The 15,847-nt window shown below is 62.4% G+C and carries 14 protein-coding genes; 7 read left to right on the forward strand and 7 right to left on the reverse strand.

The window, feature by feature from the left end:
* Together ROSERS_RS14965 and ROSERS_RS27190 are read left to right on the forward strand one after the other, a co-directional pair.
* On the forward strand, nt 1-1,482 hold the full coding sequence (locus ROSERS_RS14965; protein ID WP_011957620.1) for an acetyl-CoA carboxylase biotin carboxylase subunit: 1,482 nt from the start codon (nt 1-3) through the stop codon (nt 1,480-1,482).
* 11 nt (nt 1,483-1,493) lie between these two features.
* Nucleotides 1,494-1,988 carry an acetyl-CoA carboxylase biotin carboxyl carrier protein subunit gene (locus ROSERS_RS27190; protein WP_011957621.1) on the forward strand — a complete coding sequence of 165 codons (495 nt, stop codon included), beginning with the start codon at nt 1,494-1,496 and terminating at the stop codon, nt 1,986-1,988.
* Between the two features lie 674 nt (nt 1,989-2,662).
* Here the strand turns inward: ROSERS_RS27190 and rpiA are convergent.
* Genes rpiA through ROSERS_RS14985 form a run of 3 tightly spaced genes read right to left on the reverse strand, consistent with a single transcriptional unit; the run spans nt 2,663 to nt 4,346 of the window.
* A complete protein-coding gene (rpiA, locus tag ROSERS_RS14975; RefSeq protein ID WP_011957622.1) occupies nt 2,663-3,364 on the reverse strand; it encodes a ribose-5-phosphate isomerase RpiA in 702 nt (233 codons plus the stop codon).
* A gap of 13 nt (nt 3,365-3,377) precedes the next feature.
* On the reverse strand, nt 3,378-3,749 hold the full coding sequence (locus ROSERS_RS14980; protein WP_011957623.1) for a cupredoxin domain-containing protein: 372 nt from the start codon (nt 3,747-3,749) through the stop codon (nt 3,378-3,380).
* Between the two features lie 3 nt (nt 3,750-3,752).
* Complete coding sequence (locus tag ROSERS_RS14985; protein WP_011957624.1) at nt 3,753-4,346, reverse strand: SCO family protein; 594 nt, start codon at nt 4,344-4,346, stop codon at nt 3,753-3,755.
* Between the two features lie 287 nt (nt 4,347-4,633).
* Between ROSERS_RS14985 and ROSERS_RS14990 the strand changes: the two genes are divergently transcribed.
* Nucleotides 4,634-6,607, forward strand: coding sequence for a hypothetical protein (locus ROSERS_RS14990; RefSeq protein WP_232282625.1), 1,974 nt, complete (start codon nt 4,634-4,636; stop codon nt 6,605-6,607).
* A gap of 41 nt (nt 6,608-6,648) precedes the next feature.
* Complete coding sequence (locus ROSERS_RS14995) at nt 6,649-7,020, forward strand: 2Fe-2S iron-sulfur cluster-binding protein (protein WP_011957626.1); 372 nt, start codon at nt 6,649-6,651, stop codon at nt 7,018-7,020.
* A 411-nt stretch (nt 7,021-7,431) separates the two neighbouring features.
* On the opposite strand, the gene ROSERS_RS15000 is transcribed toward ROSERS_RS14995, so the two are convergent.
* A complete protein-coding gene (locus ROSERS_RS15000) occupies nt 7,432-8,394 on the reverse strand; it encodes an IS110-like element ISRfsp2 family transposase (RefSeq protein WP_011957627.1) in 963 nt (320 codons plus the stop codon).
* Nucleotides 8,395-9,312: 918 nt separating this feature from the next.
* On the opposite strand from ROSERS_RS15000, the gene ROSERS_RS15010 reads away from it, so the two are divergent.
* Together ROSERS_RS15010 and ROSERS_RS15015 are read left to right on the forward strand one after the other, a co-directional pair.
* The gene (locus ROSERS_RS15010) at nt 9,313-9,702 is read left to right on the forward strand and encodes a DUF6883 domain-containing protein (RefSeq protein WP_011957628.1); all 390 of its coding nucleotides are present in this window, start codon (nt 9,313-9,315) and stop codon (nt 9,700-9,702) included.
* 13 nt (nt 9,703-9,715) lie between these two features.
* On the forward strand, nt 9,716-9,979 hold the full coding sequence (locus ROSERS_RS15015) for a DUF4926 domain-containing protein (protein ID WP_011957629.1): 264 nt from the start codon (nt 9,716-9,718) through the stop codon (nt 9,977-9,979).
* 1,156 nt (nt 9,980-11,135) lie between these two features.
* Here the strand turns inward: ROSERS_RS15015 and ROSERS_RS26105 are convergent.
* Together ROSERS_RS26105 and ROSERS_RS15020 are read right to left on the reverse strand one after the other, a co-directional pair.
* Nucleotides 11,136-11,372: a hypothetical protein gene (locus ROSERS_RS26105; RefSeq protein ID WP_157041100.1), complete on the reverse strand. Its 237-nt coding sequence runs from the start codon at nt 11,370-11,372 to the stop codon at nt 11,136-11,138.
* 84 nt (nt 11,373-11,456) lie between these two features.
* Complete coding sequence (locus tag ROSERS_RS15020) at nt 11,457-11,831, reverse strand: four helix bundle protein (protein WP_011957630.1); 375 nt, start codon at nt 11,829-11,831, stop codon at nt 11,457-11,459.
* 18 nt (nt 11,832-11,849) lie between these two features.
* On the opposite strand from ROSERS_RS15020, the gene ROSERS_RS26110 reads away from it, so the two are divergent.
* Nucleotides 11,850-12,398: a hypothetical protein gene (locus ROSERS_RS26110; RefSeq protein WP_157041101.1), complete on the forward strand. Its 549-nt coding sequence runs from the start codon at nt 11,850-11,852 to the stop codon at nt 12,396-12,398.
* Here the strand turns inward: ROSERS_RS26110 and ROSERS_RS15025 are convergent.
* Entirely contained in the window at nt 12,395-15,637 is a 3,243-nt protein-coding gene (locus tag ROSERS_RS15025) for an NACHT domain-containing protein (RefSeq protein ID WP_011957631.1), read from the reverse strand. The two genes, ROSERS_RS26110 and ROSERS_RS15025, sit on opposite strands and share 4 nt — an antisense overlap.
* Between the last annotated feature and the right edge of the window lie 210 nt (nt 15,638-15,847).

Below are 15,847 nucleotides of genomic sequence, written 5' to 3' on the forward strand. Positions count from 1 at the left end.
ATGTTTCGGACTCTTCTGGTTGCCAACCGTGGCGAAATTGCCGTTCGCATCATACGCACCTGCCGCGACATGGGCATTCGAACGGTCGCACTCTATGACGACACCGACCTCAGTTCGCTCCACGTGCGCCTGGCTGATGCGTGCGTGCGTCTGAGTTCGGGCGCGATCTATCACGATGCCCCGGCGCTGGTTCAGATCGCGCGCGACTGCGGCGCGGACGCCATTCATCCCGGCTACGGCTTTCTTGCCGAGCACGATGAGTTTGCGCGCGCATGCGAGGAAGCCGGGATTGCGTTCATCGGTCCGTCCAGCACAGCACTCGCGCGTGTGCGCGATAAGATCGCCACGCTCGAAACCGTGCGCGCTGCCGGTTTCGCTGTGCCACGCCATTCACCGCAGGCATACCGCGCTTCTGAGTGGGAGGCGCTGCGTGCCGCTGCCGGGCGACTCGGCTACCCGCTGGTGCTCAAGTCGTACAGTGGCGGGCACGGTCACGGCACGCGCCTGGTGCGTGAGCCAACACACCTGGAGAGCATCGCGCAGCATGCGCATTCAGCGGCGCTGACTGCATCCGGTGACGACCGGCTCTATCTGGAAGAAGCGTTTCTCCCGGCGCGCTATCTGGAAGTCCAGATCGTCGGCGACCGCTACGGCAATCTGGTGCATCTGGGCGAACGCGATGGCACGATCCAGCACAACCATCACAAGGTCGTGGCAGAGTCGCCAGCGCCATACCTGACCGATGCACAGCGCGAAGACCTGTGGCGGCAGGCGCTTGCGATCGGGCGTCTGCTGGGATGCTCCAACATCTGCACAATCGAATTCGTCCTCGATGCGCAGGGACATGTCTACTTCACCGAAGTCAAAACGCGGATTCAGGTCGAGCATCCAGTCACCGAAATGCGTACCGGTATCGACCTGGTACGCACGCAGATTCGGATCGCTGCGGGCGAACCGCCTGGCTTTTCGCAGGACGATGTCGCTCTGCGCGGATGCGCCATCCAGGCGCGCATTAATGCAGAGGATCCCTGGAACGATTACCTGCCCAGCCCTGGGCGCCTGCGCCGGTTTCGCTTTCCGGGCGGACCGGGCGTGCGCGTTGATACCTACGCCTACGGCGGTTGCGATGTGCCGGTGCGCTACGACCCGCTGCTGGCGAAGGTTATCGCCTGGGACGATACGCGCGCAGGGGCGCTGCAACGGTTGCGCCGCGCAGTCGCCGATTTTGCGATCAGCGGCGTGCAAACGAACCTGCCGCTGGTCCAGCGCATCCTGGACACACCCGAATTTACCGCTGGAACGTATGACTCGGAATTCAACCGGCAACCCCTGCCGGGCGCTGAGGTTCCCGATGATCACCTCCGCGATCTGGCAGTTGCAGCTGCACTGGCGTACCTCCGCCGGAGGAGTGACACCGCTGGCGCTCTCCCCAACCGCGCCGGTTCTGGATGGCACCGTGATTCGCGCAGATTGCCGCAATAGGGGGAAAGACGATGAGCAAACTGAGCATTACCATCGATGGACGAACCTTCACCGTCGAAACGCCGCCGTTGCCCCGCACAACCGGCGAGATGACGGTGCAGGTCGACGGGCAGACCGTCAATGTATTGGTGCATGATACGGGCAGTTCCGAACTCCTCGACTGGCTCATCGTGGAAGGGCGCCCCTACGAACTGGTTATCGATCCCAATCTGCGCTGGATCCGCTCGCGCTTCGGTTTGCACCAGGTTGAGGTACGCGATCTGGAATCCACGATTGCGCGCCCGGCAAGTGGCGATGGGCGGATCAAAGCGCCCATCCCTGGCCTGATCACCCGCGTCCTCGTCAGCCCTGGCGAACCGGTCGAGGTCGGGCAACCGTTGCTGGTGTTGGAAGCGATGAAGATGGAGAACGAAATTCGCGCTCCACGGTCTGGTCGCGTGACACAGGTCAACGTCGCCGCCGGGCAGAGCGTTGCTCTTGGAATGGTGCTTGCGGAAGTGGAATAGGGTGAGGTGGGTGAAGGCAGTGCCTTTGCCCACCACGGACGTCTGCTATTGCGAAGATTGAACGTTTGACTTCACTGAAAAACGCACCGCTGAGACGCCGGGAGCACGGAGAACCCTGAAAACGGACCTTGACCTTGATGGATGCACGGCATCTCGCGCCTCACGCGGCGACCGATGTGCATCAGACCGGCTCACGCGGAGGCGCGGAGGCGCGGAGATGAGGAGCGCAGCGAAGCGGGCGTCTCACGCGCCACGGCAGACCCGGACAGGGGTCAATGTATCTGAGAACTGCTATAATCCGGTATACGCTCTTGCCGTCGGGCTCATGGCGATTGAGCATTAAATCCGCTCTACCGAACGAGCCGTGGGGCTGATGGAGATTGAGCATTAAATCCGCTATACTGCGCTAGCCGTGGGGCTGATGGAGATTGAGAAATAAATCCGCTATCCCGCGCTAGCCGTGGGGCTGAAGCCCTCGGCTAGCCAAGGCGAAGCCCGCCTGCGCGGGCTATGGCGGAATAATTACTCAAAGACCATAAGCCCTCGGCTAGCCAGGGCGAAGCCCGCCTGCGCGGGCTGTAGCGGATTATTTACTCAAAGACCATAAGCCCTCGGCTATGCAGGGCAAAGCCCGCCTGCGCGGGCTATGGCGGAATAATTACTCAAAGACCATTTTATTGGCGCGCCGATGGAGCGTGCAACTCCACAATCCCATCGGGACCGGCGATCACCGCCAGTGACGCCATACCGAGAAACAACCCGTGCGCCACGACGCCCGGAATAGCGCAGATCGACGCCGCGAGCGCTTCCGGATCGGCAATAATGCCAAAATTGCAGTCGAGGATCAGGTTCCCCTCATCGGTCACAAACGGTGCGCCGCTGCGGTCACGGCGCAGCGCCGGCGCACCGCCGAGCGCCTTCAGACGACGCGCACAGAGCGGCAACCCAAACGCCACGACTTCGACAGGGAGCGGCGAGCGCTCTCCCAGGCGTTCGACACATTTACTGACAGCCGCCATCACCACGAAGCGCGCTGCGGAAGCCGCCACAATTTTCTCGCGCAGCATCGCTCCACCCAATCCCTTGATCAACCGCAGTTGCGGATCGATCTCATCAGCGCCATCCAGCGCCAGATCGAGGTGCGGCTGACGATCCAGCGTTGTCAGCGGGATGCCGAGTTCGCGCGCCAGCGCCGCCGTCACTTCCGATGTCGGCACGCCGGTGACCCGTTGCAGGCGACCATCAGCCAGACGCGCTGCAAGCCCGTACAGCATGAATGTGGCAGTTGAGCCGGTTCCCAGCCCGATCGTCATCCCGCTTTCGACATGCCTGAGCGCATGTTCTGCTGCACGCTGACGGTAGAGATTGTCGTCCACGTCGTCTCCTGACTTATTCCCGCGACACGACGATGCGGAGACGCTGCGACTGGTGCAGCGTACAGATCAGTTCGTAGACTCCAGGATTATAGTAGCGCTGCTCGAACTGCTGACCGGGATCGATTTTGAACGGTCCCACCTGGATCGGCTGCACATCCTCGTTGCGAATGACGAGCGTATCCTTCCCCCGCAGCGACAGTTCGATCGTCTGCGGCAGAATATCGAGTTGCTCGCCGGAAGCCAGGCGCGCCACACTGCCCGGAGGCACGGTGAACACCAGATAACGTTCCGCATTGCGACGCTGATGCTCGTACCAGACGCCCGTGCCTGCAATGCCAGCCGCCAGGAGCGCCAGGATCAGCAACGCTGTACGATGCGACCACATTGCTCAGGCGCCTCCCTGCCGCACCAGGTAGCGCAGGTCGCTGACAATGTCGTCAACCGGCATGCCGTGGGTGAACAGTAATCGCCAGCGCCCGGTCGCATCGATCACATAGATGAAGGTTGAGTGATCAATGGTGTACTTGAGCGCCGAGTCGGGCAGTTCGCGGCGGATCGAGGTCACGCCGTAATCCTGCATCACCGGGCTGAGTTCCGCTTCACTGCCACGCAATCCGATAAACGTCGGATCGAAAGCAGTCACATACCGTTTCAGGCGTTCCGGCGTGTCGCGGTCTGGATCGAGTGAAACGAAGACACCCTGCACCTTCTCTGCATCGGCGCCGAGTTTGCGACGAGCAGCCGCCATATCGGAAAGGGCAGCCGGGCACATATCAGGGCAGTTAGTGAACCCAAAGAAGAGAATGACAATTTTGCCGCGCTGTTCGCTCAGGCGAAACGGCTTGCCGTCAAAGTCGGTCAGGGTAAAATCGGGCGCTTCTTTCGGCGGGTCGAGCGTGACGCCCCGGAACTCATACCTGCCGCACGCGCTGACGACGGTCACGAGTGCGAGCAGGACGAAAACTCGGAAACCTCGCAGCATGGCGTTCCTTTCAGAACATTGACCTTTTTTCGCACAACGCTCCATAGTATACCACTCGCACGCATGGCGTGGATGCAGCACAGCGCCTGTTTATCGTCGGGTTGCCGGGTCTTAACAGACACCGCATATAATGACACCACACGGTCTCAATAGCCATGGTGCAATTTCAGTGCAAAAAGGTCACTTCACCGTAGAGCCGCAGCGGACAGCGATTAATGGAAACCGCTGCACGCCCGGCGGCTCGACGGTGAGTTTTTGCGGAGCGGACTCGGGCGATGCGTCTACCGATGGCTGTTTTTCTGATCCTCAGCGGTTTCTACCTGCTCACGATGAGCGGGCACACCTACTCGTCCGACGAAGAAACGATGCTTGCCGTCACCCGCGGACTGATCGAACGCGGAGATGTGGCGGTCGTTGTCGAAGACGGCGCGCCAGTATCGGCACTCCGTCCGGGACACGACGGCAGAGTCTATTCACCCTACGGCGTCCTTCCTTCCCTGCTGGCAATCCCGCTGCATCTTCTGGGTACGCTGATCGCGCCGTCCGGTCTGCAAGCCGATTATGCGTCTCGTTTCACAACGACGATGCTCAACTGTCTGCTGACAGCGGCTACATGCGCCATCCTGGTTCAATGGACTCAACAGCTCGGCGCAACTGGCAAATGGGCGCTGACGCTGGCGTTCCTCTATGGTCTGGCGACATTCGCCTGGACGTATGCCCGAACGTTCTTTTCTGAGCCGCTGGCCGCCCTCTTGATCCTTGGCGCAACCGAACGCGCCTGGAGCGCCTTTCGCGTCAATTCCCCCGGCGCGCAGCAAAAGACGCTGTTCGTATCAGGGCTTCTGGCGGGATTGCTGCCAGCAACCCGGATTGCTGCCGCTATCGCGCTCCCGGTCATCGGTCTGTACGTGCTTTGGGAAACGCTGAAAACCTGGTCAGCAAAACATGAGCCCACTGCAAAAAGGGTAGGTCACCGCAGAGGCGCGGCGTTCGCAGAGGAAAATCCTGCATCGCGTCAATCAAACGTGAGCGGCTTGATTATCTGGATCGCCGGTTTGCTTCCCGGTTTTGCACTTGCCGGATGGTACAATCTGTCGCGCTTCGGAACGCTGCTTGCGTCCGGTTATGGAAGCGAAGCGTTTCAGTTCACGACGCCGCTTGCTGAAGGTCTGTTTGGGTTGCTCCTCAGTCCGGGCAAAAGCGTGTTCCTGTACGCCCCGCCTCTCCTGCTGGCTTTTCCCGGCGGTTTCGCTCTCTGGCGGCGTGGTGAACGAACCACGGTTCTGGTGATAGCGGCGCTCTTCCTGTCGCATCTGCTGCTCTACGCGCGCTGGGGTCAGTGGCCCGGCGGCGGCGTCTGGGGACCACGCTTCCTGCTGCCGGTCGTGGCGCCGGTTACGGTCCTGGCTGCCGGTCTTGACATCTTGACACCTATGCAACGCCTGAGGCTGCGTCGATTGATTCCGGCGCTCGTGCTGGGTGGTGTGGGATTCATCAGCAATCTTGGCGGCGTTCTGCTCAACTTCGACACATATGCAGTTTCCACCCCCTTCCACACCGGTGTCTATACTTTCTCCGGTTCCCCGCTGGTCGGGCACTGGCGCCTGTTGATCGAACGATGGGCGCATTATAGTGTGCCACCACCCTTCTGTCGGCTGGGCGATGGCTTGTATGCGAGTGAGGCCACCGATAACCGGGCGCTGCCGCGACGCACCGGATCGAGCGGGGAAGTGTTCTGCACAGTACGCCGTGAAACGCGAATCACGCTGGTTCTCGATGACCGACGACCCGATGGAGCGCCGTCCAGTCAGTTGCGCCTGCGGTTGAACGAACGTGACCAGGGGTTGTTGCCGTCCGGCCAGCAGCGAACCTACCACTGGCTCGTGCCGCCTGGTCACGTCCATCTGGAAATTATTGCGCAAACGTGGAATCCCTTTGAGACAGGCTTCAGTGATCGCAACGATCCCTTAGGTCCGGCAATCGTCGCATTGCGTGGACAGTCTGATGACGGCGCCGCACTTGCACTTGTCGATACGGCTGTGGCGCCGCTGCCGACGCTTCCACGTCCGCGCTGGGCCTGGTACTACGATCCGCCGAACCAGCATCTGGTCGACCACTGGCTCTGGTATCTGCCGCGCTCCGAACTCACGGTCAACCAGGCGCTGGCGATGGGCAGTCTGGTCGTCCTCACCGGAACGATCAGTCTCGTCATCGGGATACGTCTGATGCTGACAGCCATTCGTAAACGTAGTGTACAATAATTGCGTATGCATACTGAAACAGCACAGAGGAGCACGAGCGTATGCCCAGACTGACAGTTGCAGGCAAAACGGCTGAATGGAGCGCGGACAAGCGATTGGTCAACGCGATTGAGGACATGGGCATCCACATTGGTCATCGGTGCGGCGGTAAGGCGCGCTGCACGACATGCCGGGTGACGTTCATCTCCGGTGAACCCGATACGATGACCGCTGCCGAGTACGAGAAACTCAAAGAGCGCGGACTCCTCGGCGAGTACCGCCTCTCCTGCCAGATCCTCTGCACCCACGATATGGAAGTCGAGGCGGTGATGACCCTGGAAAATCAGGAAGGATGGACAGACACCGGTCCGCGCCCGGCGGATACGGTCGAACCGGCGGCGGAATGGTTTCCTACATCGACATTCGGTGCATAGCCGGAAGAATCTTACCCTGCTACTCTGTGAGCGAAGGCGGATGCGTCGCCTTCGCTCTCTTCGTGTTATGAAGATTGAGCCCTTAATCCGGTCTGCGCCGCGTGCCGTCGGGCTGATGGAGATTGAGCATTTCATCCGGTCTGCGCCGCGCGCCGTCGGGCAGAGGAATAGCCGATAGCCGATAGCCGATCGGAAAGCTTGCCGTCGGGCAGAGGAATAGCCGATAGTCGATCGGAAAGCTTGCCGTCGGGCTCATGGAGATTGAAAATTATAGCAGTTCTCACAAAGATTGGTCTTGTCGGGCAGGGTTGCACCCGCCATCGAAAGCGGACGCCGTGTGCGCCATCCCTCCGCGTGCTCCGCGTCTCTGTGTGCATCAGACCGGCTCACGCGGAGTAACTGTGTTGCTTGTCAAGGGGCGCTCGTATGCACAGCCGGATCCCAGGGCTTTTGCTGACGCAATATTGCGCCGAGAATAGTCAGCAGCTTGCGCATCGCAGCGACGATGGCGACCTTGCGCGGCTTGCCAGCTTGACACAGGCGCTGATCGAAGGCGCGCCTGACCAGACGGCGCCGCGTGGCCGCCAGGGTCGCCATGTACAACACGCTGCGCACATCCCTCCTGCCGCCGGAGATATGCCGGGGTTTGTGCTGTGCGCCGCTCTGATTGGCATACGGCGCAACGCCCACAAAGGCCGCCGCTTCCGTGCGCTTGATGGTCCCCAGTTCGGGCAGGCGGAGCAGCAGGTTCCGTGCGGTGATCGCGCCGATGCCGGGCACGCTGTCGCGCAGCTCCCGTTTCCGGCGCACCTCGTCGGTGCGCTCCGCCTCGTTGTCGCGTTCCTGCTCAAGCGCACGGATCTCCTGATCCAGCCAATCAATATGCTGCTGGATGCCCGGGCGGAGGTTCGGCGCGGCAGCCGTCAACCGATTGATCTCAGCCGTCCGCATCTGAATCACCTGCTCCCGCCGGACCAGCAGGTCGCGCAAGGATGCGCGCTGCTCGTCCGTCGCTTGGTGGTGCGGCGGGCGCACCCGTTCGGCAAAGCGGGCGAGCAACCGGGCATCCAGGCGGTCGGTCTTCGCCTGGCGTCCTTCCGCGTGCGCCAGGGCGCGCACGCGGCGTGGCTGCACCCGCGCCGTCGGCAAGCCAGCCTGGAGCAGTTGGGCGAACACCATGCGCTCCAGCCCGCCGGTCGCCTCCAGCACAATCAGGGTCGGCTGCAGGCGCTGGAGTCGCGTGACCAGGAGCTGGACACCTTCGTCGGTAGACGGTATCGTCTCGCGTGGCGCGTGCGGGTCGGCGCCAAACGCCACATCCAGCGTCTGTTTGGAGACATCAATGCCGATAAAGAGCGACTCACGGGAAGCCATACACAGAACCTCCTGAGGAAAACGGCGCCAGCCTTGCTAGCATATGCGGGTTTGAGGGCCCAGATAACTGTTCGGCTTGGTCGCGTTGAAGGACACGGCTACCCAACACTCCGCGGCGATCTCGTGAACCTGGCGCAGAACGGTATACCGTGTCCCGTTAGATTATACTAGGCGCGGAGGCGCGGAGAGCGCGCGCAGGTCTTGCAAGGTCTGTCAGACGGGGCTGCACCCGTCGCTGGAAACGAGCGCTTCACGCGCCGCCTCGAGGCGGCGCCGTGGGGGGCACGGCATGCCGTGCCCCCACACCCGTCGCTGGAAGTGGGCGCCTCGCGCGACACGGCAGACCCAACCAGGGGTCAATGTATCTGAGAACTGCTATAAATCCGCTCTACCGCGCTAGCCGTGGGGCTGAAGCCCTCGGCTAGCCAGGGCGAAGCCCGCCTGCGCGGGCTGGAGCGGATTATGTACTCAAAGACCATAAGCCCTCGGCTATGCAAGGCGAAGCCCGCCTGCGCGGGCGCGACGTTGCTCGTGCGGGCTGAAGCCCTCCCTGAGCACGGGGAAGCCCCTGCGGGGCTGGCGCGCGGGCGCTCGTGCGGGCTGAAGCCCTTGAGCATGTGGAAGCCCCTGCGTACCATCGTCCGTTTCAGGCATCAGGACGCCCAAACTCCCCCTTCTCCCCGTGTGGGAGAAGGGGGCGGGGGGGATGAGGGGCAAAAGGCGCGGAATGCAGCACACCGCGCATTGCTCCCAAGAACGCTCCCTTGAGAGGGGAATACTCCTCACCATCCGTGCGCATCCGTCATAGCGGCCCCTATCGGCTATCAGCCACCGACTACCGACTACCGGCTATCGCCTATCGCCTATTAGCTATCGGCTATTTTAGTCTGGTTGCAGGCGAGGGGCGGACACGTTAACATGAAGCCTGTTCCAGCCACTGCTGTGGTTGCGCTGCAACTTGAGATCGGCTATGCAATGAAGATCCCGAATGCTGATCGCGCCGTCATCGATGCAGGCAAGCTTGTTGACTACCTGCTGAACCCGGAGCATCGGCGCGGCGGCAGCAAAGCCGCCTTGCTTATCTCCTTCGGGTATTCCAGTGCAGCCTGGCAACAGCTGGAAGAAGCGCTACGTCGTGATCACCTGTCCCAGGACGTATTCCGTGTGCGCCAGAGTGCGTATGGTACACGCTACGAGATCAGAGCACACCTGAGTACCCCAATCGGACAGCCGTTGATGTTGCGGAGTGTCTGGCAGGTCGACACGGGAACGGATGTGCCCAGATTCATTACCGCTTACCCTGATTAACCCGGAGAAGTCTATGGATTTCCCTCTCTACGAAGACGTTATTTTGCTGATCGATATACCGGACGAGGGGCTTGCTGCGGGCGACGTCGGCACGGTTGTCGAGCGACACGATGTGCCCGGACTCGAACCAGGCTATAGTGTCGAGTTCTTCGATATGCTCGGGAATACCGTTGCGGTTGTGACGGTCGCAGCGAGTGCGCTGCGTCGCCCGACCGCCGCCGATCGCCCGGTGGTGCGCCAGGCGCGCGTCGAGTCGCCGGTGGGAGATGGCCGATAGCCGATAGCCGATAGCTGATAGCCGATAGCCGATAGCCGATAGCCGATAGGGTCATCGTTGACCATTGTTCCTATCCGCCGTGTCGCGCAAGGCGCCCGTGTCCAGCAAAGTGTAGACCGAAATTCATTTCGGTCATCGCGTGGGGTGCGCTATTCCCAGGAGTATTCAACCTTGCCCATTAGGTTCGACCTTTGTGAGAACTGCTATAATCCGGTATTCACCTCTTGCCGTCGGGCTCATGGAGATTGAGCATTAAATCCGGTATGCCGCGCTAGCCGTGGGGCTGATGGAGATTGAGAAATAAATCCGGTATGCGCCGCGTGCCGTCGGGCTAAAGCCCTCGGCTACACGAGACGAAGCCCGCCTGCGCGGGCTAGAGCGGAATATTTCTTCAAAGACCATAAGCCCTCGGCTAGCCAAGGCGAAGCCCGCCTGCGCGGGCTATGGCGGAGGGAATACTCCTCATCATCCGTGCGCATCCGTCATATCCGTGCCAATCCGTGGTCTATTCCGACTCTCCGAGGCGAAGCCCGCCTGCACGGGCGCAACGTTGCGCGTGCGGGCTGAAGCCCTTGAGCACGGGGAAGCCCCTGCAGGGCTGGCGCGCGGGCGCTCGTGCGGGCTGAAGCCCTTCCTGAGCACGTGGAAGCCCCTGCGGGGCTACGGCGTTCTCACCGCTGAGAGCAATGGGCAAAAATGATTGAACTACGTGCGGCCTGGGTGCGCGGGCGTCCCCGCCCGCATGCGGAGACGGCGGGCTGATGGAGATTGCGAAATAAATCCGGTCTGCGTCGCGTGCCGTCGGGCTGAAGCCCTCGGCTATGCAAGGCAAAGCCCGCCTGCGCGGGCTATGGCGGAGGGAATACTCCTCACCATCCGTGCGCATCCGTCATAGCGGCGCCGATCCGTGTTCTATTCCGACTCTCCGAGGCGAAGCCCGCCTGCGCCAGGCTATGGCGGATTATGTATTCAAAGACCATGACGCCGGGAGGTAGATGGTCAGTGTTCGCAAGATGCAATCTGGTTCGGGCGGTGTTTTCCGAACAGCATAAGGGCCGTGACCCATAGCAGATCACGGCCCTCGCGTATGCGCCGCTCCAGGCGTCGGCGGGTGTCCGCCTACCACAGGGAGCGGCGCGGGTACTGTTTGGCTCGCTCAGGGCAAACCGGGAACCGGCCTGTCGTTCTCCTTGAACACCCCGGCGCCGTGCCCCCCTGATTGACTCAGGGCGTCGCGGCGCATTTCCGGCGGGCGAGAAGCGCGATACCATAGCCAATAGCCGATAGCCGATAGCCGATAGCCGATAGCCGATAGGGTCATCGTTAGAGTTCGCGTTACGCGATGGTCGGCACGCGCACGCCGTCGGCGTAAACGCCCTGGTTCGAGTCGCAAAGGCCGACTCCGCGGCCTCATGAGCTGCCGGGCGGACCGGAGCAGAGCCAATGACAACAGCAGGAATAGCCGACATCGCCGGACTTACGTCTCGTTCTTGAGTTTGCACACGCTAGCGACAAAGATTGCCGTCAGTTCGCTCGTTTCCGCCAGCAACGACTCCAGCCGTAGCGCGGCAATCAGATCAGCCTTGACCAGTAAGCGCAGCCAGTAGGCCGTTTCTTCCAACTCCTTGATGCAGATCTGTTGCCTTGCGGCCTTATCAGCCAGGCTATGAGAACGGATCGCCTCAGCGTAGTTCGCGCCTACCGATGTACCTGAACGCAGCAGTTGTTTGCCGAGCACCTGAGCAACCTGGTGGCCTGACGCGGGATAATCCGGCAATGCGTTGTACACAGCAATAATGCGCAGCGCATAGTCCTCCAAACGCTCCATGAGTTGTTGTTCAAAAGGAGTCATTGACTTGCGTATCAGCTATTGGCCATCACCCATCCACCACCGCCATCCGCCATCCGCCACCAGACATCGGCCATCCGCCACCGGCTATCAGCTACCAGCTATCGGTTATCGGCTATCAGCTATCAGCTATCGCCTATCGGCCATCCGCCACCAGACATCGGCCATCCGCCACCGGCTATCAGCTACCAGCTATCGGTTATCGGCTATCAGCTATCAGCTATCGCCTATCGGCCATCCGCCACCAGACATCGGCCATCCGCCACCGGCTATCAGCTACCAGCTATCGGTTATCGGCTATCAGCTATCAGCTATCGCCTATCGGCCATCCGCCACCAGACATCGGCCATCCGCCACCGGCTATCAGCTACCAGCTATCGGTTATCGGCTATCAGCTATCAGCTATCGCCTATCGGCCATCCGCCACCAGACATCGGTCATCCGCCACCGGCTATCAGCTACCAGCTATCGGTTATCGGCTATCAGCTATCAGCTATCGCCTATCGGCTATCGCCTATCGGCTATCAGCTATCGGCTATCGGCTATCGGCTATCAGCTATCGGCTATTAGCAAGAGGAGAACAAACGGGCGAGACGAAACCCGATGATGACGAGGACGTGGCCAGGGTTGAGGACGTTGCGGCAGGCGCAACGGGCGCCGTCGCGAAGGCTGTTCCACGAGCCGCCGCGCAGCACGTATGTTCCACCAGCACGTTTGTTTTTTGTGTAAAGACTTTCTGCGCTCACCTCGCCTTTGAACGGATACTTCAGAGGTGGCGTGCTGCACCACTCCCAGACATTCCCCGCCAGTTCCTCCGCCCCGCAGGCTGCCGCGCCGTGGGGGAAGATGCCCACCACCGAGGTTCCGCTGATCTTGCTCTCGTCGATGTTAGCCTGAATGCTGGCAATCATACTCCCGCTGGTCGCGGTTGTCAACTCCGCGCCCCAGGGGTACTCGCGCCGCCCGGTACGGGGGTCGCTGCCCGGCAGGGTCGGCGGGTAGGCCGCCGCCCGCTCCCACTCGGCCTCGGTGGGCAGGCGCACCTCCTCGCCCTCCTTCAGTACACCCAGGGCGCGCAGCCAGGCGTCGGCCCACCAGGCGAAGGCCGTGGCCGCATACCATGTGACGCCGACCACCGGGTGGTTGCCCTCGCCGGCCCGGTAGCGCGCGCCGGGCCAGAAGTACGGGCGGAACCCGTTATACGTTTCCGGGGTTTCTCCGTGCTGCTTCATCAGATCCTTCAGCCGATTCGCCGCCGCGACGGCTTCGGGCGCGCCGCGCCCGGCCAGGGCCTCGACGAAGAGCAGGTACTGGCGGTTAGTCACCGGGAAGCGCGCCAGGGCGTAGGGCCGGCGGATGGTGTAGTCGAACTGCGGCTCTTCGCGGTCGTATGTGCTGTTCGTATCACCCATGCTGAACGTCCCCGGCTCGATGCGGTTCGCCCAGTAGTCGGGCTTCGTCAGGTCAAGCCCCGGACGCTCAGTATCGGCATCCAGCCGGTCGAGCATGGTGGCGGCGCGGTTGCGCAGCGCGGGGTCGGGGTGGGCGGCGCTGCGCCAGTCCTCCGTGAGGGCGGCGAGGGCGCGCAGGCGGGCGGTGGCTTCATCGCGCAGGTCGGCGAGGTCCTCGACCACGCCGACATCGGCAAGAGCAGCGGCGGCGAGCAGCAGGTTTTCGGGATCGCGCCTGTCGAGCAATCCCCGCAGGAGCCGCTCCGTCTTACGGATCTGCTGACCATTGCTCCAGTAGCCGGCGGCGAGCAGCAGGGTCTCGCGCCAGCGCGCGTCTGCGCTGCGCTCCAGAAGAAACGCCACGCTGTCCGGCGCGCCGTCGCGGTTGTCGAGGCTGTCGAGCGCTCGCGCCGCCAGATACTCCTGAAACGTGTAGTGCGAAAAGGCATAGCGCTCCTCGCGCTGCTGGATGATCCCGCTGTCGACGGCAAGGCGGCGCAGCAGATCATGCACCCGCCTGTCGGCTTCTTCGCGGTCAATCTTCAATCGTTCGACATACAGCGGGCTGAGCCATTCCTGCGCCTGGCGGAGGGTCACCTCGCGCACCTGCTGCGGCTGTTGTTGCATCGCGAGGGCGAGCGCTTCCAGCCGGCGTTGCTCGGACGCAAGCTGCGCAACGCTCGTCACCAGCGTGTCGCTGGCAACATTCTGCCTGCGCCAGAGGTCGAGGAGGAGTTCGATCAACTTCTCGTACAGTTTCGCGCGCTGGTCGGGGAGCCGGACGCTGTTGAACTGGAGCAGCGCCATCACCGTCAGCAACAGCGGATTCGTCGCCATGTCGCGCAGGCGATCATTGCGCTCAATGACTTCCCAGAGCTGCGCGGCCTGATCGGCAGCGGCGTCCTGTCGCCGCCGCCCGATCGCGTGCAGGCGCGCATACACGGCATCGAACCACTTGCGCAGCAGCGCCTGCGCTTCCTGCTCATCGAGCGGGCTGAGGTGCCGCTCCAGGAAGTCGGGCAGGTAGACCAGCCCGCCGTAGCCTGCCGTGCGACTTGCGACGACGTAGCGCTGCTTATCATACCGGCGCGCGAGATTGTCAATCACCTGCGCCAGGTACGCGCGGCGCTGTTCATCGCCCGCCTCGTCCAGTCCGTCGAGCAGGAGCAGCACGTTGCCGTCGTTCTTCCCGATCAGCGACGAGAGCGCGCCCTCCTGAATCTCGCAATGCCTTGCCGCCTCGCGATCCAGCCACGTAAGGAACAGGTCGGCCGGCGCGCCAGCGTAGCGCTCCCGCTCCTGCGGCGGCAGTTCGCGCAGATCGGCCGGGATCGACGCGGCAAAAAGCGTCAGGCGCACATAGATGGGCAACGGCGCCCGCTGCAGATGGAGATGCAAACCGGCGGCATCGCTCGCCAGCAACGCAGCATCGCCCCGGCGATACGCCTCAGCCAGGCGAAGCGCGGCATAGCGCAGGGTCGTTGTTTTCCCGCTTCCCGCATCGCCAAGCAGCAACAGGCGCGTGGTAGTCACCGGCGACGGAGATTCATCATCGCCTGATACCCCTCTGGTCGGAGGCGTCTGGCGCGCTGCCAGCAACTCCGGCTCACTCAGCAGTTCAAACACATACCTGCTGCGACGCTCCCCGGCGGGCAACTCCCGCTCCGGCCCTTGCCGCTCTTCGCCGCGCATGCGCCGGCGGTGGGCCTCAATCGCGCCGCGTTCGACAACCCGCAGCGGCACGTGAACCGATTCGAGACTGAGTTGCACCTGCTCGGTGGCGATACCGAGCGGCTGCGTAAAACCGTACTCCGCCTGGAGCCAGTCGAGATAGTGCGTAATGCCGACCTGCAACTGCTCCTGGAATTGTCGAGCTTGCCGTTCGGCTTCGAGCCTCTTCTTCTCTTCCTCACGCTGCACCTCATCTTCAACATCGCTCCGTACCCCGCCGATGAGACGATCAACCCGGCGCAAGAGACGCTCGCGCCAGGGTTTCACAACGGAAACAGCGACAACCAGCGCCATGATGACCACAAGCAGCGCCGGCTGCCAGGCGAACAGGGTGACGAGGGTCTCAACCGGCTTCTCGCCGCTGAGAATCCGGTCAATGGCCTCCGGCACGGTGAGCGTCGGCTCAGGGGTCGGCAGCGCCACGGTCGGCACGGGCGGCGCCACGGTCGGCGCGGGCGGCGCTGCGGTCGGCGTGGGTGGCGCCACAGTTGGCACGGGGGTTGCAGGGAGTGCTGTAGCCGTCGGCGCGGGCTGCTGCGCCGCCACCGGGTTGAGCGCGCCGAACACCAGCGCGACAGGCAGCGCGAGGGTGAGTGCAATACTGGAAGGATGTCGTCTGATGTGCATCAGCGTCTCTCGGACAGAATGACGGGTTCACATCGCATACGGGCGCTGCGCCCATGATAATGATAATCGAGAGCGCATAGCGAGGCAATTTCCAGCACCGGAGGATAGGGGGTTCTGCTCTTTCCTGCCCTGAGCGCCCGGTTCCAGACAAAGCGCCCGGCGCTCCCGGCGGTGATTCTGTTGCGCCGCAGAGCCGCAGCGGACGCGGAG

This window comes from Roseiflexus sp. RS-1, assembly GCF_000016665.1.
In the GTDB taxonomy this organism is placed as follows: domain Bacteria; phylum Chloroflexota; class Chloroflexia; order Chloroflexales; family Roseiflexaceae; genus Roseiflexus.

Coding starts and splice junctions, on each gene's coding strand:
- ROSERS_RS15025 (WP_011957631.1), bottom strand. CDS start 15,637: ATGCACATCAGACGACATCCTTCCAGTATTGCACTCACCCTCGCGCTG.
- ROSERS_RS14965 (WP_011957620.1), top strand. CDS start 1: ATGTTTCGGACTCTTCTGGTTGCCAACCGTGGCGAAATTGCCGTTCGC.
- ROSERS_RS15015 (WP_011957629.1), top strand. CDS start 9,716: ATGGATTTCCCTCTCTACGAAGACGTTATTTTGCTGATCGATATACCG.
- ROSERS_RS14985 (WP_011957624.1), bottom strand. CDS start 4,346: ATGCTGCGAGGTTTCCGAGTTTTCGTCCTGCTCGCACTCGTGACCGTC.
- ROSERS_RS14995 (WP_011957626.1), top strand. CDS start 6,649: ATGCCCAGACTGACAGTTGCAGGCAAAACGGCTGAATGGAGCGCGGAC.
- ROSERS_RS15000 (WP_011957627.1), bottom strand. CDS start 8,394: ATGGCTTCCCGTGAGTCGCTCTTTATCGGCATTGATGTCTCCAAACAG.
- ROSERS_RS15020 (WP_011957630.1), bottom strand. CDS start 11,831: ATGACTCCTTTTGAACAACAACTCATGGAGCGTTTGGAGGACTATGCG.
- ROSERS_RS15010 (WP_011957628.1), top strand. CDS start 9,313: ATGAAGCCTGTTCCAGCCACTGCTGTGGTTGCGCTGCAACTTGAGATC.
- ROSERS_RS14980 (WP_011957623.1), bottom strand. CDS start 3,749: ATGTGGTCGCATCGTACAGCGTTGCTGATCCTGGCGCTCCTGGCGGCT.
- ROSERS_RS27190 (WP_011957621.1), top strand. CDS start 1,494: ATGAGCAAACTGAGCATTACCATCGATGGACGAACCTTCACCGTCGAA.
- ROSERS_RS14990 (WP_232282625.1), top strand. CDS start 4,634: ATGGCTGTTTTTCTGATCCTCAGCGGTTTCTACCTGCTCACGATGAGC.